The organism is Psychrobacter sp. CX10, assembly GCF_057621575.2.
Genome location: NZ_CM177736.1, coordinates 72,032 through 92,198, shown reverse-complemented (window position 1 = coordinate 92,198; position 20,167 = coordinate 72,032). Strand labels below are relative to the sequence as shown.

The 20,167-nt window shown below is 40.8% G+C and carries 11 protein-coding genes and 1 pseudogene; 6 read left to right on the top strand and 6 right to left on the bottom strand.

Features of this window, described 5'->3' with window-relative positions; genetic code table 11:
- Nucleotides 1–61 precede the first annotated feature (61 nt).
- The 3 genes and pseudogenes from topA to AC21OH_RS00370 form a co-directional block, all read right to left on the bottom strand.
- Nucleotides 62–2,707: a type I DNA topoisomerase gene (gene topA / locus AC21OH_RS00380; protein ID WP_486534736.1), complete on the bottom strand. Its 2,646-nt coding sequence runs from the start codon at nucleotides 2,705–2,707 to the stop codon at nucleotides 62–64.
- Nucleotides 2,708–2,942: 235 nt separating this feature from the next.
- Nucleotides 2,943–3,590 carry a hypothetical protein gene (locus tag AC21OH_RS00375; protein ID WP_487369637.1) on the bottom strand — a complete coding sequence of 216 codons (648 nt, stop codon included), beginning with the start codon at nucleotides 3,588–3,590 and terminating at the stop codon, nucleotides 2,943–2,945.
- Between the two features lie 263 nt (nucleotides 3,591–3,853).
- Nucleotides 3,854–4,495 (bottom strand): annotated as a pseudogene (locus AC21OH_RS00370) (ParA family protein); the annotation flags it as partial.
- 640 nt (nucleotides 4,496–5,135) lie between these two features.
- Between AC21OH_RS00370 and AC21OH_RS00365 the strand changes: the two are divergent.
- The gene (locus AC21OH_RS00365) at nucleotides 5,136–5,633 is read left to right on the top strand and encodes a DUF2799 domain-containing protein (RefSeq protein ID WP_487369636.1); all 498 of its coding nucleotides are present in this window, start codon (nucleotides 5,136–5,138) and stop codon (nucleotides 5,631–5,633) included.
- A gap of 103 nt (nucleotides 5,634–5,736) precedes the next feature.
- On the opposite strand, the gene AC21OH_RS00360 is transcribed toward AC21OH_RS00365, so the two are convergent.
- The 3 genes from AC21OH_RS00360 to AC21OH_RS00350 all read right to left on the bottom strand — a co-directional run bounded on the left by AC21OH_RS00360 (nucleotide 5,737) and on the right by AC21OH_RS00350 (nucleotide 11,863).
- The gene (locus tag AC21OH_RS00360; protein WP_486534739.1) at nucleotides 5,737–6,993 is read right to left on the bottom strand and encodes a multidrug effflux MFS transporter; all 1,257 of its coding nucleotides are present in this window, start codon (nucleotides 6,991–6,993) and stop codon (nucleotides 5,737–5,739) included.
- A gap of 326 nt (nucleotides 6,994–7,319) precedes the next feature.
- Nucleotides 7,320–8,135 (bottom strand): crotonase/enoyl-CoA hydratase family protein, encoded by an 816-nt coding sequence (locus tag AC21OH_RS00355; RefSeq protein ID WP_487369635.1) that lies wholly within the window; start codon nucleotides 8,133–8,135, stop codon nucleotides 7,320–7,322.
- A gap of 182 nt (nucleotides 8,136–8,317) precedes the next feature.
- Nucleotides 8,318–11,863 carry a histidine kinase dimerization/phospho-acceptor domain-containing protein gene (locus AC21OH_RS00350; RefSeq protein ID WP_487369634.1) on the bottom strand — a complete coding sequence of 1,182 codons (3,546 nt, stop codon included), beginning with the start codon at nucleotides 11,861–11,863 and terminating at the stop codon, nucleotides 8,318–8,320.
- 264 nt (nucleotides 11,864–12,127) lie between these two features.
- Between AC21OH_RS00350 and cysM the strand changes: the two genes are divergently transcribed.
- The 5 genes from cysM (at nucleotide 12,128) to mutM (ending at nucleotide 19,952) form a co-directional block, all read left to right on the top strand.
- Entirely contained in the window at nucleotides 12,128–13,096 is a 969-nt protein-coding gene (cysM, locus tag AC21OH_RS00345) for a cysteine synthase CysM (RefSeq protein WP_486534742.1), read from the top strand.
- Nucleotides 13,097–13,150: 54 nt separating this feature from the next.
- A complete protein-coding gene (locus tag AC21OH_RS00340) occupies nucleotides 13,151–14,020 on the top strand; it encodes a 3'-5' exonuclease (RefSeq protein ID WP_487369633.1) in 870 nt (289 codons plus the stop codon).
- Nucleotides 14,021–14,293: 273 nt separating this feature from the next.
- A complete protein-coding gene (gene rlmD, locus AC21OH_RS00335; RefSeq protein WP_487369632.1) occupies nucleotides 14,294–15,847 on the top strand; it encodes a 23S rRNA (uracil(1939)-C(5))-methyltransferase RlmD in 1,554 nt (517 codons plus the stop codon).
- A gap of 377 nt (nucleotides 15,848–16,224) precedes the next feature.
- Nucleotides 16,225–18,858 carry a RelA/SpoT family protein gene (locus AC21OH_RS00330; protein WP_487369631.1) on the top strand — a complete coding sequence of 878 codons (2,634 nt, stop codon included), beginning with the start codon at nucleotides 16,225–16,227 and terminating at the stop codon, nucleotides 18,856–18,858.
- 149 nt (nucleotides 18,859–19,007) lie between these two features.
- A complete protein-coding gene (mutM, locus tag AC21OH_RS00325; protein WP_487369768.1) occupies nucleotides 19,008–19,952 on the top strand; it encodes a bifunctional DNA-formamidopyrimidine glycosylase/DNA-(apurinic or apyrimidinic site) lyase in 945 nt (314 codons plus the stop codon).
- The last annotated feature ends 215 nt before the right edge of the window (nucleotides 19,953–20,167 follow it).

Sequence of the window (20,167 nt, the reverse complement as noted above, 5' to 3'; positions counted from 1 at the left end):
GTATTAATAGATAAAATCAGTACTGAGCTAGTTTATAGGCTTATATTGAAATAGTGCCAAATTACTCTTCTACCCATTCGCCTTTACGCCAGAACAGTCCCCATCTTGTGGCCTTACCCGTTTTAAGACTTTCAGAGCCGATGTACTGCTCTTTTTTCTTACGTGACCAGCGCAGGATAGTAGGATTGCCGTCTGGATCTTCGTCTGGACCTTCAAACAAATACTGAAACTTATCTTCCATTTTATCTTTGATAGCACGAAGTTCTGCAAGCTTAGGAGGACGAGTTTCACGTACTTTAGGAAACTTAGAAGCCGCCAAGAACAATCCTGCCGCCCCTTCTCTAAGTATAAAGTGATCATCATGCTTAGTTGATTTAAGCTCTGGCATATCTATAGGGTCCATACGCGGCGGCGCAGGTTCCCCATTTTTTAGAACTTTACGGGTATTATCACAGTTATTACACGCAAAATATGGTCCAAACCGGCCTGTCTTCAGCTCCATTTGGCCATCGCATTTGTTGCAATCGATAGTCGGTGCATCAGATCCAGGTACCTCAAATTTACCTTCTTCAAGCACATAGCCGTCACAGTCAGGGTTATTACCACAGATGTGCAGTTTAAGGCCACCATCTACAATATAACCATCCATAGCAGTGCTGCATTTTGGACAGCGCTTTTTCTCCATCAGCTCTTTAACTTCAGCATTATCATCACTTTCACTGTCATCAAGATTAGCAAAAGCTTCGACTGGCATTAAATTTTTGGTACCTTTACACCGTTCTTTAGGCGGCAAATTATACCCTGTACATCCTAAGAAAACCCCAGTTGAGCCATTACGTAGCTGCATGGGACGGTCACATAAATCACAATGCACATCAGGCACATCAGTAGGATCGTTCGGACGCATACCCTCTTTATCTTTGGCATGCTCAAGCTTATTTTTAAAATCACTATAAAAGTTGTCTAAAACATCTTTCCAATCTTCATCCCCTTTTGCCACATGGTCAAGCTCGTCTTCAAGCCCTGCGGTAAAGGTATAATCCATGAGTTCAGGGAAGCTTTCCGTCAAGCGATCGGTAACAATATCACCCATCTTTTCAGCATATAGGCGTTTGTTTTCAAGTTTGACATACCCTCTATCTTGAATGGTTGAAATAATAGACGCATAGGTAGAGGGACGGCCAATACCTTTTTTCTCAAGCTCTTTGACCAAGCTTGCTTCTGTATAACGTGCGGGCGGCTTAGTAAAATGCTGGCTTGGATCAAGCTTAACTAAATTAAGCTCGTCACCTTTTTTGACATCCGGCAATAACGTGTCTTCTGTTTTAGAAGGCGCCATAACTTTGGTATAGCCATCAAAGACCATGGTACGGCCGCGCGCTTTTAATTCTACATTATCTGCCTCAACAAACAGATTAACAGATTTATATTTGGCAGGCGGCATTTGTGATGCTATAAATTGACGCCAGATTAGCTCATATAAACGAATGGCATCGCGCTCAACGCCTTTTAACTGAGTTGATTTAAGTTTGGCATTGGTAGGCCTGATTGCTTCATGCGCCTCTTGCGCATTTTGCTTACTGCCATAAAAGTTTGGCTTTGGCGGCAAATATTTGCTGCCATAATTGTCTTCAATAAAACCACGTACGGTAGATAGCGCATCGGCAGAAAGGAAGGTGGAATCTGTACGCATATACGTAATATGACCCGCTTCATATAGCCTTTGTGCGAGCATCATGGTCTTCTTAACTGGGAAGCCTAAACGTGTGCTTGCTGCTTGTTGTAACGTCGAGGTGATAAACGGCGCACTGGGTTTGGACTGTGTAGGCTTCTCTTCACGTTCTTTAACGATATATTTAGCAGGCTTTAAAACCTCTAGTACCGCATCAGTTTGCTCTTTATTACTAAGCTTAAGTGTTTTACCATCTTGCTTAACTGCTTCTAGGCGGATAGGCGTATCTTCAGCAGCATTCTTAGTGTCACTTTTAACCGTAGTATCAGCATGTATCTGCCAATACTCTTCTGGGATAAAGGCACGAATCTCGCGCTCACGCTCTACAACTAGGCGTGTAGCCACTGACTGAACACGTCCGGCAGACAAGCCGCGTGCAATTTTTTGCCAGAGTAGCGGCGAGACCATAAACCCAACGACTCTATCTAAAAATCGGCGTGCCTGCTGTGCATTGACACGGTCGATATCAAGTTTACTGGGTTGTTTGAAAGCATTTTGTATGGCCGATTTGGTAATCTCATTAAATACCACGCGTCGATACTTACTGTCATCCCCACCGATTACTTCACGTAAGTGCCAAGCAATGGCCTCTCCTTCTCTATCCAAATCCGTTGCAAGATAGATTTTATCCGCATCTTTGGCGAGTGCTTTAAGCTCTTTAATTACTTTGGTTTTATTTGGTAGCACTTCATACACGGCCTTCCAGCCATGCTCAGGATCTATACCCATTCGGCGAACTAGGGCTTGTTGGGCTTTTTCTTCTTTTGATAAATTGTCATCTTTCGTGGTTTTTTTCTTCGCGCCGCTATTGGTCGGTAAATCTCGAACATGCCCGATACTTGAGCGTACAATAAAATCGTCACCCAAATATTTATTAATTGTTTTTGCCTTTGCAGGTGACTCCACAATCACCAATGCTTTTCCTTTGGCATTGGCAGCAGGAGCAGATTTAGTCTTACGTGTGGATTTTGCCATTAATATTTCAATCCTAGATTACTTTTCTTAGAAAGTATTATTTAATAAATTCGTGGTGATAAACATTAGGGTAACGCCCTAATTTTCATAGAGTTAATACATTTTTCTTTTGAATATTTTATATACAAATCACGTGAACTGATAAGACGTTACACTGCTAACTGTTGCGCTGTCAACAAAGATTTTCAAGGGGCACTGCTTATTATTAATTAATAATCTTGTTTTAAATATAAAATCATTGTTTTAGGGAGAGTTGTATAGCCCAATCTTGAAGCCGCTCTTTCATTACTAATAGATCAGGTTCTATATTTTCTGGATTATAATTTGGATTAGTATTGGGCTTAACATAGCCGCTATCATGCCAAAATATAACCATGCTATTTGCTTTGCTATATACCGCTTTGACTAATGGTTGGATACTCTCAGGTAATTCAAGCGGCTCTTTATCTAGAGCATAGCTAACTACAGCATGGTTATCTAGAGCATGGTTAATATGAGGTATCTCATCTTTTGTATTGAAAACATGTTGAATGGTAGAGGGTTGGTGGCTTTTAGCACTATTTTTTACTGAGCTATTGATTAATGAGCTATTGATTACTGAGCTATCAGATCGCAACAAACCATCGATGACCTGATAGCGTGTCTCGGGCAGCTTTATATCGTCCACGATAATCGCATACTGTCCTATCATTCCATGCCCATACTCGTTATTAACCCCTCGAATCCAGTCAGGACATCCGATCACTTTAGGATGCAGACCCAAACGGCGCGCAGCCATTCTAAGTTTGTCGAGACGCACATCTACCGCGTTAGGTTTTAATGCCATAATACTGCCCAGTACGAACAAAACAATCGCGATTGCTATCCAGCCACCCATTCCCATACAAACACCAAAACCTTAAAGATACCTATAATGAAAACTTAATAGTTATTTTATAACCCATATGATATGAGAATAACGTAAGCTTTATAAACGACTAAGTAAAAAAAATAAAAATGATTTTACCACTATTCATACCAAGTAATCTCAGGTTCTGAGCCTTTCTGTTTTTTCTTATCAGTTGAAGAGTGACGCGACAATTCTTCTAAACTCGAAGGTATGGTCGCATCAGTTAAAACACGTTCGTATTTACTGGCAATTTTAGGCATTAAGGCATCCATAACCGGTTGCCACTGCGCTTGGATATCTCGATAACGCTTTTGATGGTGATCAAAGACACTTAGCCCTTGCTCTGCCATTTGTGGATATAGGCTTCTTTCACTTAACCACGCTATAGGCTGCTGTTCAAGCTCATCAAAAAATCTCTGTAAAGTTTGATTGGTACTGGTTTGAGGGCGTATTCGATTAGCCAGTAAATGTATATCTACTTTACCCTTACGTATGCGCTTTATGTCTTGAATGGACTTTAGGAATTTTTTGGTACTATCCGCATCAAAAATAGAAGGTAATACTGGGATTAGTATTGCTTTGGCCTCACTAATAAGAGACTCTGCACGTTCAGCACTCAACGACCCCGGTGCATCGATGATTAACCAATCTTTTTTACCCAAACTTTTGGCTACTTTTTTGGGTAAATCACCAATATCTTCTTCATCTTGCCAGTCTATGGCATAAATTTTAGCAGCAGACTTTGGTCTATATTTTAACCATTGCAAACTCGATTTTTGCGGGTCTGCATCTGCTAACGCCACGGTTTGACCTTGATTTGCCAAAGCGGATGCTAATGTTATGGCAACAGAGGTTTTTCCACAGCCACCTTTTTGGTTTGCTACTAATACTGTTTTCATATCGACTTTATCCGATTATAAATATGAATGCCCAAATAAAAACTCTACGTTTTGTATACGCTTAGGGCATGTTGGAGTATTCAAATATTAGGAATGCTGATAGCTACCAATTAATCCAAACTGTGTTCCAAACTAGGCGTTAATCGACGATAATGCCTGAAGCGTATTGGACCTTAGCTAGATTAACAACATCGTTTAGAACGACTTTAGCATCAGCCCTAAGAACGGTTATCGAGCAAAGCACTGCTTTGCCCGTTCGCAAGGCGAGAGCTGTACTCGAGAGGGGATCAGGGCTATTTTTTGTTAATATATTGCAAAATCTTCTAAACTAGAATGACTAGGTGTCGAAAATATTATTTCATATAGACTAAAAAATAGCACCTGACAGTTCCACATTTAAATGTTCCACACGCCCTAAATTATCATTAATTCAACAACTTATAATAACTTATAATAACTTATGGATTTAAACCCTCAAAAACACTATCTTTTATAATAAGTGTGGTTTGATTATTGGCTAACAATTGCCTATCAACTCTAAAATATCCGACGAACCCTAAAATAATATACACTTACACATAAAGTATTGATTCAAAGGTACACTTAAGAGATAGCATTATCTAAACTCAAGGTTTATAACATGACTTTATCACATATTATATTAAGCCGTTACCACTTAGCAGTTGCTTTTTTGGTGTTAACAGGATGCGCCACGACTCAGGGTCTATCCCCTCAGCAGTGTCAAACTACAAATTGGAAGGTTCTTGGTATTGAAGATGGTGAACTTGGCCGCTCGGGAGATTATTTTGGCAATCATCTTGATGCTTGTACGAATGTACTAGGCAGTGCGCCCAATCGAATGTTGTGGGAAGAAGGACGTCAAGAGGGTTTAAAGTCATATTGTACGCCTCTAAATGCCTATAAGCTTGGGCGTGAAGGGTATACTTGGCAGCCTGTATGTCCATTAAAAGGAATAGAGGCGTTAGAAGAAGCCTATAGAGACGGTCGCTACAATTACTTGCGTCAACGAAATCTTGATTATTTGTATGCTCCCTATCCTTGGGGATATAGTCATGGTCGATACAACTCTTTTATGCATCCATATTGGCCCACCCCGCATGCCCGTCCAGTTTGGTAGTTATTTGATCTGCTAGTTATTTACTTGGCTAACTAATTACCATACTCTCAACCGTTCACTTTTTTAAACGACTTTTTATTAATCGACTTTTTATTAATCGACTTTAATCCGCGTCATCTAAATTTAGCGAGCTGTCAATTTTAAAGATTAAAAAGGTACCAAGACTCATCAATATAAACATGGTAACACCGAGTTTGAATACAGGATTTACAGGGAACATATTAAGTAACAGTCCGCCAAAGATACCCACAAAGAACATTAATGAGCCTTGTAGTGCACTTGCCATACCTGCACGATGACGCTGAAAAGCCAAGGCAATTGCGGACGCATTGGGCTGTGTTAATCCTAATCCTGCAATACAAAAAAAGATACTAACCAGAACCAAAGGTAGCCAAGCTTGCTCTCCATAAATAATACCGAGCAGTAACAAACACGCTGAAGCTATGGCCTGCATAACTGCACCGAAACGCAGTAAGTGAATCAGACGAAAGCGGTTGGTTAAGAACTGATTAACTTGCGTCAGTAAAATAAAACCTGCAGCATTCATACCGAAGATTATACTAAACTGGGCTTCAGTCAAACCATACCCATCCATAAGTAGCTCAGGCGCTGCACTGATATAAACGAACATAGAGCCCATTAATAAACCAGCACCTACAGCAGGATAGCCAAAAGAAGCATCTTTTAATAAATCTATATATTGACCAAATATGGTATTTAATGGCCGATAGCTTCTATTCTCCTCCGCCAACGTCTCATTGAAAAAGAACTTAGTTAAAAATAAATTTAAAACCCCAAAACCTGCTAAAAACCAAAATATAGCATGCCAATCGAAAAACTGTAAAAAAGCAGCACCAAGCGATGGGGCTAAAATAGGTGCCAAACCCATTACCAGCACCATTATTGAAAACGCTTTTGCCATCTGTTTGGGCGCAAGGGTATCTCTGATTGCCGCACGCGTTACCACGGCGCCAACACACGCGCCTAAAGCCTGCATAGTCCGCGCCACAAATAACACATACTCACTTTGAGTCGTCGCGCAAACTACTGAGGCGATAACGTAAAGGGTCATGCCAAAATATAAAGGTTTTACCCGCCCTATACGGTCGCTTAGTGGCCCATAAATCAATTGACCAAATACTAGCCCCGCAAAATAGGCGGGTACAGAGTTTGCAATACGAGCGGTACTCACCTCAAAGTCATCCGCCATAGTAGGCAGGGCAGGTAAATACATATCAATAGATAAAGGACCGATAGCTACAATCAGTCCTAACATCATAATCCAAGCAACTGGCAGCTTTGGGTCGGATGCTTTTTTACTTTTTAATGGGCGGTTCTGATAGTTGGAATTAGTAGACATAAAGGCACGCTAATCTAATATTTAAGGATGTTCAAGCTCTTACATGACGTGTTAAATAAAGGGTATATCAGTCTTTATTTAGATCGTAGGGTTTGGTTTAATCCTGAGCAGTTATCGATGACTTGATTGAATCGCTATATTTTAACCGTAGCCTATATAATGGCCTAACGATTCTAAACGCATAACTCTAAACGCATAACGATCAACGATTAAAGGCCTAACGACTAAAAACTAAATAAGCGGCTATGATACCCAATATGTTTACTTTTACCTAATGATTCACTCTATGATTTAATTAAAATTACGCATGCTGTACCTGATGATAACTAACTAAACTGTCGTTTTAAGAATTCAACACTGCTGTCTTTGGCTCTTTTAATGGCAAGTTTACGATTACGTCCCCCTCCCATCAGTTTAAGTTGCCACATTTTTTCTTTATATAAAGCGCCAGCACTTTGTTTTGTCATGCAATTAATCACCCGTTTACCTGCCAATACGGCATCTGGAGATCTATTGGAAAATTCTTCAGCCAATGCTTGAGCACGTTCGTAAGGATTATCGTCAATATGGGTGACTAGTCCAAACTCTTTGGCTTCATGAGCATCTACCATGCGGGCACTCATAGTTAATTCTTTTAACACATCGGCGGGCAAGACATGAAAGGCAGATTGCGTAAGCCCCATATCGGGTACCAGTCCCCACTTAGCTTCTAAGATAGAGAACTTACATTCTGGTGAGGTTATGCGTATATCGCACCCGAGGGCTACCTGCATGCCAGCACCAATACAATAACCATGTGTGGCAACGATGACGGGCATAGGAACTTCACGCCATATCAAACTCACCCGCTGAAAAATACTTTGAACGGGCTTAATCAGCTCATACAACCCAAACAATGCGTTACTGGGACTATTTAAATCACCTAAATCTATACCAGCACAAAAGATGTCTCCCGATCCATTGATGATAACTGCGCGTGTTGTACGGTCTTTTTTGAGACATTTTGCAACATCAATAAGTTCACGCATCATATCTAGACTCATGGCGTTCTTTTTATGTGGTCGATTTAACGTTACTGTTAGAATATCGTTCGCCTCAGACAACGTTAACAATTGGTAGTTTTTTTGAGAAATTTTTGACATTAGGGTGACACCTTTTAAAGTCGTAGTTATTTGGGGTTCAAATTAAAATATAGTCAGCGAACTACTAAACGGTTACGGTGTTGCCTCGCTAAGCCGACATGAGTAGTACTTGAATTTGGTTGCCTTGTCTGCATTTTAGACTTCTTTAACTATAGGATTTGGTTTTTGACTGAATCACATCATTAGATCATTTTCCAAATCATGTCATTCTCGCTAAGCGGCTTATCATCTTTAGCCGCCATCTGCTCCTTGATATGAGCTTGAATATCTAGAGCTTGCAGCGATTGTAACGCCGTTATCAGCGCGTCATAATATGTTTCGAGCATCGCAAACTGAGCCGGCGTGGTATGCTGCACGTTTAACAAACATTTGTCTTCAAAGTCTTGACTGGCCTGCCTTATTTGCGGGACGCCAGAGTAGCGGCTAGCACCCAATATACGATGTGCTATTTGCGCTAACTCTTCACGATCTTTCATCTCCCAAGCAGCTTCTAATGCTTCTATTTCATCAGGCACAGACTCTTGCATCATCGTTAGCAGCTGTTTTGCAAGCTCCGGTTTATTGGCTGAACGTACAAGCGCATCTTTCCAGTCCACCACCATCAAATCCTCAGCATCAACATGATCAGCTAAATCTGAATTAGTTAGCGCATCTTTATACATTGGCTGCATCGAACTCAGCTCACTGGTTAATATATCACTACTTTTACCCAGCCAGCGCTGTAAGATTTGTAGTAGCTGTGGACGACTTATAGGCTTACCCACATAATCGTCTATACCCGCAGCTATCAGCTTATCTTTACCATCTGCCATACCGTGTGCGGTTAAGGCCACAATAGGTATATGACGCTGATAATCCTTGAACTCTTTTCGAGCTTCTTTTTCTAACTGACGTATTTTACTCGCGGCCTCATCGCCTGACATGCGCGGCATCTGTACATCCATAAAGATTAAATCTATTTTTCTATGATGGCTAGGCTGCTGGTTATTAAATGTTAAGCGACTTGACTGTATGCTCTGAGACTTCAAGCTATCAGACTTTAAGCGATTAGATTTCTGGCTATCCGTTGTCTGCTCAAATTCCTCGTTATCTCCAGTTGCTAATTGATGAGTTTCGAACAGAATCTGTTTGTTAATGATATCAATAGCATCATAGCCACTATTGGCAGTGATTACCTCTATGCCAAGCTCATTTAACAAGGCGTCTAAGACAAGTAGGTTTGGCAAATGATCATCTACCGCCAGTACGGTTATCCCTTTCCATGTGGGCGCTGCCACCATCGCGGTCTTATCAGATGAGCTGGTGTCAAGCAGACGATAAAGCTGACGTTTATCGAGTGGTTGATACAATGCAGAAGCCTTATAGCGCTCCAGCAAGGTCGCATCCAGAGACACTTGATATCCATAAATCGCAAGTTTGCCCTGATAATGCAGTCTAATTTGTTTTAATAACGCCGCCCTATCTTCTCTACCTTGACTATCACCGCCATCAATAATGACCCAGTCCCAGCGATTGCTATTTTCCTTGAGCTTCTCGAGCGCTCCAGCAAGTGATCGAGCGACGCTAACATTAATACTCAGCGGCCGAAGCATTGCTGAAAATACCTGCATGGTAGGTGTGTGGCTAATCCAAGTCAGCATCTCAATAGGCTGGTCTTGTTGATGCGCGCCTTCGCCGAATGGATGTAAAACAGGAAGCTTTAATTCCTCTTCACCTTCTAACTCATCAAGGTTGGCTCCGAACACAATATCACCTGGGTCATCTAGCACTATATTTGAAGGAATACTAAACCAAAAGGTAGTTCCTGTATTGACTTGATGTTTAGTGACTGTAGGTACGACATAACTTGCATCAACCAGTGCCCGGCCATCTCTCTCAGCTTGGGTGTTATTGTCATAAAAACCAATATAACCACCCATCATACGCGTCAATTGCTTTGAGATGACTAAACCGAGCCCTGTTCCACCATATTGACGGGTGATTGAAGGATCACCTTGGCTAAAGCTCTTAAATAGCTCTTTTTTAACATTATCAGGAATACCTTGTCCAGTATCCTGAATGGCGATGTGAATCATACCCATATTGGCTTTAGACATTTTATTTAAAGACTCGTCTTTAGTGCTATGACTAAAGGATAAATCATCTGCTTCTAGCGCTTCAACATGATCTATCCCCACGCGCACCACAACCTCACCAACATCCGTGAACTTAATAGCATTACCTACTAAATTGGTAAGGACTTGCTTAACCCTCAATGCATCGCCGACAATGCTATTTGGCACATCGTTATAGTACATGACCGCCATACGCAGACCTTTCTCAGCTGCCAATGGGGATAGCATGTCCATAACGTCGTAGATAGTAGAATATAGACTAAACTCATGTTTATCTAATACCAGCTTGCCTGCTTCAATTTTAGAAAAATCTAATACATCGTTAACAAGTGCTAATAAATGCGCAGAAGATTTGCGTATGGTTTGTACATACATATCCTGTTCTGAGGTTAGATCTCCATGACGCGCTAATAAGTTAATAAAACCATCAATACTATTAAGAGGGGTGCGCAGCTCATGACTAATGTTGGCTAAAAAAGCCGATTTTGCTTGGCTACTTGTTATAGCTTGGTCGCGTGCTTCACGTATGAAAATGTTTTGCATCTCCATCTCATCAAAAGCATCCCTTAAATCTGCCTCCGTTTGATCCGCATGATCTTTTAAATCTTGAAAGCCTGCATACAAGCGGCGCAATGTTTTAACCAAATCTTGTTGCAATAAATTCAGCTCGCCGCTTGAATTAATATTGACAGGATGGAACATATTTTCAGGGGTGATTTGCTGTAGATGGAGCCGCAAGTCATAGATAGGCGCAATCCAGCGCTTGGCATAAATATTTAGGGTTAATAATAGAATAATTAAGGTAAACAGTCCGGTGATACCGAGACCCAACCATACTTTTAACCTAGCGATGGTTACAGGTTCATCATCCATCTCTATGAACATCCAATAGCGCTGCCCTGCATAGTTGCCGATTAAATGCCCATAAGCCGTACCCATTGAGGTTGGGATACTTTCAATAAATGTAGAATTATTTTCACTTATCTTTTGCGCTATATTTTCTGCAAAAGTTGGTGACGCACTATTTTCTTTTTCCGAATCATGCCAATGGGTGGGTCCGTTCAATGGCTCATGGTTACCTGAAGAGGCAATTATACTACCGTGATCATTGAAGATAGCAATTCGCTGAATGTGTTGGTTGTTATTCATTGAGGTAAGTAATGAGCCGATGCTGCTATGTATCTCATCTATAGAATTAATTTCATCTACAGAAGCAATATGTTTACCTGGAGAGGCAATATTTTCCTCGTCTTCAACATCACCCTCTCCAATATCCCCTTTTCCAATACCCTTATCTCTAATATTCCCGTCATTGGCCGTATCAGTAATAGGAGCATTACTATTACCTTTCATAATATCATCGTTAGCATCAGCATTTGGATAACCCTCAGATGTGTTCCGATGGCTTATAATATCTGGCAATATACTCTCAATCATGGGTTCATATCGCACCAATGCTGCAATAGCAAGGCTTCGCTGTTGCGATCGGATTGATCGATCAGATTCGGTTTTAACAAGATACGCGCCAACAGCTGCCAATATCACGATAGGTATAAAAACCATTAGGATGAGCTGAGAGTAGGCACTACTTGTCTTTAGCAACTTCTTTCGCATTATAGTTAAACCTTTATGATACCTACTGTTTTGCAGTGGCGTTTACAACATCAGCTTTTGCAACTTGAGCTTATTAAACATAAGCTTATACAACATAAGCACCCAAATGCACGAATATAAATATAGGGGCTATATAGACTAAGTGTAACAGTTTTTGCACTTATTGCAGATAACTTGGTGTTTAACAAAGTGATATAATCTGAGCTATTATTTCACAAACCAAATTTTTACAAACCCAATTTCAAATGAATATTGAGAGATTTTATGTCAGAGTTTAATCCTGTCTCACAAGATACCCCTGCCCTCAATGCAGATCCAATCTCAAAAATTAAAACCTTATCGGACTTTGTCGGTGATACGCCTTTAGTCGCACTACAGCGGCTGCCCAAACTTGAAGGTGCGAATGAGCATGTACAAGTTTTGGCTAAACTTGAAGGTAATAATCCTGCCAGTTCCGTCAAAGATCGTCCTGCACTTAATATGATATTACAAGCTGAAAAGCGTGGTGATATTGCTCCTGGCGATACGTTAATTGAAGCAACAAGTGGTAATACAGGTATTGCACTCGCCATGGTGGCTGCTATGCGCGGTTATAAGATGGTGCTATTGATGCCAACCAATTCCACCCAAGAGCGAAAAGATGCGATGGCAGCCTATGGTGCCACGCTTATTGAAGTGGATGAGGGTATTGAAGCGGCTCGTGATCAAGCATTACAACTACAAGCACAAGGTAAGGGCGTTCTACTTAATCAATTTTCAAACCCTGATAATAGTGCGTCACATTACTACTCAACGGGCCCAGAGCTTTGGGAGCAAACTGGGGGGCGCATCACCCATTTTATAAGCTCTATGGGAACAACAGGCACCATATCTGGAACTGGAAAATACCTCAAAGAGCAAAACTCAGATATCCAAATAATAGGGCTTCAGCCTGATGATGAGTCTTCAATCGCTGGCATCCGCCGCTGGCCAGAGGCATATCGTCCAGAAATTTATGACGCTAGTGTGGTAGACCGCGTTATCGATATCAATCAATATACTGCCGAAGTCTATATGCGCAAACTTGCTCGTACTGAGGGCATACTTGCTGGCGTCTCCTCTGGAGCGGCCGCATGGGCCGCTCTTGAAGTTGCAAAAGAAATTAAAGACACTCAGCCAGAGGCTGTTATCGTATTTATCGTTTGCGATCGCGGTGATCGCTATTTATCAACGGGGTTATTCACCGCTGAATAACTTTCAAAAAACTTTGAAGGTCATTTCATTCATTGATTGCATTAAGGTCTACTAATGGCAAACAAATTCTCCCACTCGTCTTATCCCAGCTCGGAATTCCAAAGCTCGCCGTCCTCAAGCTCGCCATTCCTAAGCTCACCACTAATGGTATTTGATATCGAGACAATTGCTGATATTGATGGGGCAAGACGTGTGTATCCTGAGCTTGCGTCACTCAATGATGAAGAAACCCTAACGGCGCTAACGAGCCTACGTGTTCAAGAAGCTGGACATGAATTTATGCGTTTGCCTCTACAGCGTATAGTCTGTATATCCGCGTTATATATCAAAGACGGCAATTTGTCGCTGTTCTCTTTGACAGTTGAAACTATGAGCGAGCGGCAAATTATCGAAAAGTTCTTTCGCGCCTTTAAAGACGTTACTAGCTTGCCACAACTCGTCAGCTGGAACGGTTCGGGGTTTGATATTCCCGTACTTATCTATCGTGCCATGCAATATGAAATATCGGCTCCCTTATTGTTCGAACAAGGCGATAGACTCCAAAACATGCGCTTTGATAATTATGTAAATCGCTTCCATACTCGCCATTTAGATTTGATGGACAGGTTTAGTCAATATGGAGCTAGCCGACGTGAGGCAATGGATGTGGTTGCAAGTCTGTATGGCTTTCCTGGAAAGACAGACATTGAAGGCAGTATGGTGGGCGATCTGGTTCGCGATAATAAACTAGATTCTGTTGCTGTTTATTGTGAATCTGATGTATTAAATACATGGCTCATCTATCTTCGTTGGCAACGCTTATCTGGTAAGATTAGCAATGATGACTATATCGCATGGGAGTCGCAAACCCGTTCTTATTTATCCTCAAAACTTGAAGAAAACGGCGATGTGCGTCATCAAAGTTTCTTGGACAACTGGCTTTAAGTAAACTAAATTTTCTTTGTCCCCTTTATTTTACATTAGTCTCCTAGCGCAGTTCATTCACTCTGCTATTAATGTGTTAAAATCATCTCCATATATTATTAGTAACTCACAACCTATTAGTAATTTACAACCTATCTGTTTATTCATTTTACTCAATTACAAGACAGATAATTCTATATATAACTGTTTTAAATACTTATCCTTGATACATTCATGTAGTTTAGGGTCTGTTGAACATTTCTTATAAGTACTTTCAAACCTAAAGGCAGGTCTATGCAGCCCACCGATACTGATACGATGCAAGATAATCCCTCAAGAAACACATCTAAAAAACAAATTATTGCTGACGCCCCAAGCAAAAAGCTATCTAAACCAAGCTCAAGAGTGCGTCGGCGATTAAAAGATGCACCCCCACTTCCCTTTAAGATAGATGGGCTGTCCCACGATGGTCGCGGCGTAGCTATTTACGGTAATGAATACGGCACTGATGATGGTCATATTGAAGATAAACACGGTAAAAAAGTGTTCGTAAGCTTTGCGTTACCCAATGAAAGCGTACAAGTACGCTTAACCAATAGCCGTAAAAGTTTTGAGGAAGGCGATGCGGTAGCACTGATTGATAACGCCCATCTTGAGCGTCAAACACCGCCTTGTCCACATTTTGGCGTATGTGGCGGGTGTAGCCTTCAGCACTGGCAACCAGACGGACAAATTGCATTCAAACAGACGGTATTGGCCGAACTGCTAGAGCATCAAGCGGGTGTGCAACCTGATAATTGGCTTGCGCCTGTCATTGGTGACCGCTTAGGATATCGCACTAAGGCGCGTATGGGTGTGCGTTATGTCCCTAAAAAAGAAACGGCATTAGTAGGGTTTAGGGAACGTAATAGCAACTTCTTAGCAGAATTAAATGAATGTCATATTTTAGATGAGCGTATAGGGTTTGAAATTGAAAACCTAAAGGCACTAATAAGCTCTCTTGACGCCCGCTCAAATATTGCGCAAATTGAACTTGCGATGGGTGAAACTCAATCACAACTACCAGATGGTACTCAACCAGTCGCGCTCATTTTAAGAAACCTCAAGCCCTTAGACTCACAAGACATTGATAAGCTCAAAGCTTTTTTTAAAGCACGTAACTGGCAGCTTTATTTGCAACCTAAAGGACCCGATAGCATTGAGCGCATCGCCTTACATGATCAAGATGATACCACGCAGCAATTTGGGCGTTTGTACTACCAGCTACCTGAGTTTGATTTAACCTATGAGTTCATACCAACTGATTTTACTCAAGTTAACCTATCGGTTAATCGCAAAATGACCAAACTGGCATGTGATTTGCTTGAGTTACAACCTGGTGAACGTGTCTTAGATTTATTTAGTGGTTTGGGTAACTTCAGCTTGCCTTTAGCTCGTCTAGTTGGCGGCGCCGATGGTAAGCAAGGTCTGGCAATTGGTGTTGAAGGTTCTGATGCCATGACTGCGCGCGCATCAGACAACGCCAAACGAAACGGGATTACTAATACTGAATTTTACAATCAAGATCTTACGCAGGATTTTAGTGACCAACCGTGGGCCCAGCAAGGCTTTGATGCCATCTTAATAGATCCTCCTCGTTCGGGAGCATGGGAGATGATGCAATATCTTCCTCGTTTTGATGCACAGCGTATAGTCTATGTGTCATGTAATCCTGCAACGCTTGCTCGCGATACTAAAGCGCTAATCGAACAAGGCTATCGTTTAACTCATGCAGGCGTCATGGATATGTTCTGTCACACCGGCCATGTGGAATCAATTGCACGTTTTGAAAAGGTTAGTAAAGGTTAGTATTGTTACTGGCGTATGACAGCCGCTAACATAGCTCGTATTGAATTTTAAGGCATATTAGAGATAATTGAGTGGTACCATAACATCAAGTTTTAATAATAGAGCTTTATAGTCTTATTCCTCTCTTATCGTGTTGAAATTTAATTATATGAGTGGTTAATATTCTAATTTTCAGAAATGTTATTTTTGATGGTTAGATATAACTATTGATGGTTAAACAGACCCTAATTTCAGTTTAAGAGCGACTGGATCTACATCATATGGGGCTGAATCGAAATGGGTATAAAGCGATTAATTATAAAACGATAAGTTATAAAGTATTTTGGATATAAATTGTTAATAGAATAAAGCTTAGCTGTGTGGCTTGCTATAAATCTATGTTTAGGGAGGAAGGTTTGGTAAAGGTTCGTGATGGATTGCCATTAATAGATGGTCAGACAACTACAGAAGACAGTGCTTCCCTAGCTGCACAGATGATTGCACAGCAACAACATGGATACTATAAACCAGGTTCACGCACCTCCTTTAATCTATTGAACGAAGACCTAAAAAAGCAGTTGGCTACCTCTAAGCTGACGACCGCTATGGATCGCTCTATTCAAGCAGACTATCTTCCCCTAAACGATGCAAACTTAATTGAAAGGGTTAAGTTTGATAGTCTCACCTACTCTCATAATGATAAAGACCCCGCATATTCAGAGTCAATGTCCTTAGAGTCTGAGGCTAAATGCAACTTTACTGATGAGCCTGCCAAAGATGACACCTTAGCCATTAATACTATTATTGACTTACCAGCGTGGCTAAAGGCTGTCTCTGAGCGTGTCGATATTCAGGATTTACCTGATTTGGCTAGAGCATGCGAAATTATAGGTACCAAATCAAGTCAGGCAGAAGCTGGAAAGCGCTCTACTGCATATATGACGGGTATTGGTATGACAGATATTTTGACCTATCTTTATCAAGATGAAGATGCCCTCACAGCGGCAATGCTGTATCGTGCAGCACGTACCAAACTTATTTCAAGCGAACGTATTAAAGAAGAGTTTGGTAGTGAAGTTGCAACGCTGGTTAAAGATGCACTCGCAATGGGTCAGCTCTCTGATACGATTGAGAGTAATAAACGTTTAGAAGATCATTTTGCTAAAAATCAGCGTGAGCAATTATCAAATATTTATAGCATGCTGATTACCATGACCAATGATGTGCGTGTCGTACTCATTAAACTTGCAGAACGTACGTTTGCGATGCGAGAGCTGTCTTATGCTAGCGAAGAACGTCGCCAACGTGTGGCCCGCGAAGTCATGACTATTTATGCGCCATTAGCACACAGGTTGGGCATTGCTCAAATTAAATGGGAATTAGAAGATCTTGCCTTTCGATATCTTGCGCCAGAGCGTTATAAAGAAATTGCTAAGCTATTGTCCGAAAAGCGTAGTGAGCGTGAAACTTATATCGAACAGGTACAAGACGCGCTCGAAAAAGTTTTAGCAGATGCTAGTATCAAGGCTGAGGTATCTGGGCGTGTGAAACATATTTATTCAATCTACCGCAAGATGAAGCTCAAAGGCCTGTCTTTTCATCAGCTCTATGATATACGGGCCCTACGAGTCCTAGTAGATACCCAAGCAGAATGTTATCACGCTCTAGGTTTGGTACATGGCATGTGGCGTCATATTCCCGATCAATTTGATGACTATATCACTAATCCTAAAGCCAATGGTTACCGTTCACTGCATACGGCGGTTATTGCTGATCATAAATCCTTAGAGATTCAAATTCGCACACATCAAATGCATTTTGAAGCAGAGCTTGGCATGTGTGCGCATGTTAATTACAAAGAAGGTGGCAAAACCAAACAAGATACTTATCTGAATCAAAAAATAAATTCTTTACGTCAGCTATTGCTAGCGGGTAGTGATACCACCAATAAAAACCTACCCAGTGAACTCATTGATGACTTTGATAATGATGAAGATGAAGAGCCCCTAGATGACTTTGGCGAGCTTGAACATATTTATGTCTTTAGTCGAGACGGAGATATCACTGAATTGCCAAAAGGCGCAACCGTATTGGACTTTGCTTATTATGTCCATACGCAAGTTGGTAATAGTGCGCAAGCTGCCCGTGTAAACCAGCGCTATGTTCCCCTTACTTATCAATTGAAAACAGGTGAGCAGGTAGAAATTATAACCAAATCTTCGCGTGAACCTAACCGGGATTGGTTGGTACCCTCTCTTGGTTACATTCATACGACGCGGGCGCGCGCCAAATTACGCCAATGGTTTAATAAACAAGACCGTGATAAAAACTTAGAAATTGGTAAACAAATGCTTACCAAAGAGCTGACGCGTTTGTCTCTACATCCGAACAGCATCAACCTTAAAGATTACGTCAAGCATTTTAACGTTAATAATCCTGATGATATCTTAGTGGCGCTGGTTACTGGTGATATTGGCCTGCATCAGCTAACCGGTCACATATCTCGTGAGCTTGACTTAGTTTCTGACAAAGAAGAAAAAGAATATACGCCAAGTGTCCATCCAAAAGTAACCGGCACTTTAGATGCTTATAAAATTAATATAGATGGATTAGATAATATACAGGTGCGTTTTGCTAACTGTTGTCAGCCTATTTATGGGGAACCAATTGCTGGCTTTATCACCTTGAGTAGTGGCGTATCAATTCATAACCGTGGCTGTGCTGAGTACGCTCGACTGATTGAGCGAGAGCCTGAACGCCAGATCCCTGCCTCATGGGTTTCTCAGCAAACCAGTTTCCAACCTGTCGAGATAATTGTAGAAGCTTATGATAGACGAGGCTTACTACGAGATTTAACTCAAGTAATTGATAAAGAGAACATCAATATCAGAGGGGTTGATACCAATAGTGATGATGATAATGTCGCTCATTTAAAGTTTAAACTTGAAGTGACAGGCTTATCTCAATTGTCCAAGCTTTTGGCTAAGCTCGAACAGCAGCCCGGTATTCTACATGCAAGACGCGCTGTATAAATTTAAGTATATGGTTCGAGAAGCTTTATGCTATCAAATATTATTTATTACAGAAACTATTGCTTCATTACCTAAAGTTATTTAAACCCCATATCTTCTAATAAGTAAACAGTAAGTACAAAGCTGTTGTTTTGATGAGCACCATCGTTATGCCTGAACTTCCTGAAGTTGAAACTACCAAATCAAGCCTTGATCCCTTATTAGGCGCACAAGTTCAAAATATCCAAATCTTTCAACCAAAATTACGCTGGCCGATACCTAGCGACTTAGATTCACTTAAAGGCTATGTACTAACACATGTTGAACGTCGAGCGAAATATCTAATTTTAACTTTTACTAAAGATGAACCCACGTTCAAAGATTGTAATAAGTTAGATCATTTAATATATACTAAAAAGATGATCATTCATCTAGGTATGTCTGGTAGCTTGCAGCAATTTGAAGCTGGCACTGAAAAACGTAAACACGATCATCTAATAATTGAGTTTCAGCTGAATCTACATCAACCAGACGCGATCAATCAGCCCCTAGTTCAGCTTCATTATCATGATCCTCGCCGATTTGGGGCAGTATTGTGGTTTGATGACTATGCTAATAAACTATTTGATCATCTAGGCGCGGAGCCATTAAGCGATGCATTTACGGGTGACTACCTTTATGATCGTATTCACCGTATTACTCAAAACACGTTGTCTAAAAAGAGCTCAAAGCGTCTTTTACAGCCTATCAAACGCCCAATTAAATCGGTTATTATGGATAAAACATTTGTCGTTGGTGTTGGGAATATATACGCAACTGAAAGTTTGTTTTTTGCTAAGATACATCCTAGTACGCCTGCGCATACATTAAATAAACAACAACTGGATGAGCTTGCCTTTCATATACAAGAAATTCTTAAACGTGCAATCACAAAGGGTGGTACAACGCTACGTGATTTTACAGTTGCTGCAGGTACAACTGGATACTTTCAACAAACGTTAAATATTTATGGCAAACCTAATAAACCTTGTCCCAATTGTGACACCACTATAGAAAAGACCGTTATCTCAGGACGATCAAGTACTTATTGTCCTAACTGTCAGCATTTAAATTAGTATAAGGTTGAACTAGGGTCTGTTAAACATTCATATATTAGGACTACTTTATTCCACTGCATTGATGAATTTTATATCTTAGAAAGACTAAGTGTCCAAAATTTCTCTACTTATTGAATACAAATAGTCACCGCCAGTCCATATTTGAATGTTTAACTGATCCTCATATTTATTTAGTTTTGAATTAATTGATTCATCGCTTGATTAAGAAGACA

Coding starts and splice junctions, on each gene's coding strand:
- AC21OH_RS00365 (WP_487369636.1), top strand. CDS start 5,136: ATGACTTTATCACATATTATATTAAGCCGTTACCACTTAGCAGTTGCT.
- AC21OH_RS00350 (WP_487369634.1), bottom strand. CDS start 11,863: ATGCGAAAGAAGTTGCTAAAGACAAGTAGTGCCTACTCTCAGCTCATC.
- mutM (WP_487369768.1), top strand. CDS start 19,008: ATGCCTGAACTTCCTGAAGTTGAAACTACCAAATCAAGCCTTGATCCC.
- AC21OH_RS00330 (WP_487369631.1), top strand. CDS start 16,225: ATGTTTAGGGAGGAAGGTTTGGTAAAGGTTCGTGATGGATTGCCATTA.
- AC21OH_RS00375 (WP_487369637.1), bottom strand. CDS start 3,590: ATGGGAATGGGTGGCTGGATAGCAATCGCGATTGTTTTGTTCGTACTG.
- topA (WP_486534736.1), bottom strand. CDS start 2,707: ATGGCAAAATCCACACGTAAGACTAAATCTGCTCCTGCTGCCAATGCC.
- rlmD (WP_487369632.1), top strand. CDS start 14,294: ATGCAGCCCACCGATACTGATACGATGCAAGATAATCCCTCAAGAAAC.
- AC21OH_RS00340 (WP_487369633.1), top strand. CDS start 13,151: ATGGCAAACAAATTCTCCCACTCGTCTTATCCCAGCTCGGAATTCCAA.
- AC21OH_RS00355 (WP_487369635.1), bottom strand. CDS start 8,135: ATGTCAAAAATTTCTCAAAAAAACTACCAATTGTTAACGTTGTCTGAG.
- cysM (WP_486534742.1), top strand. CDS start 12,128: ATGTCAGAGTTTAATCCTGTCTCACAAGATACCCCTGCCCTCAATGCA.
- AC21OH_RS00360 (WP_486534739.1), bottom strand. CDS start 6,993: ATGTCTACTAATTCCAACTATCAGAACCGCCCATTAAAAAGTAAAAAA.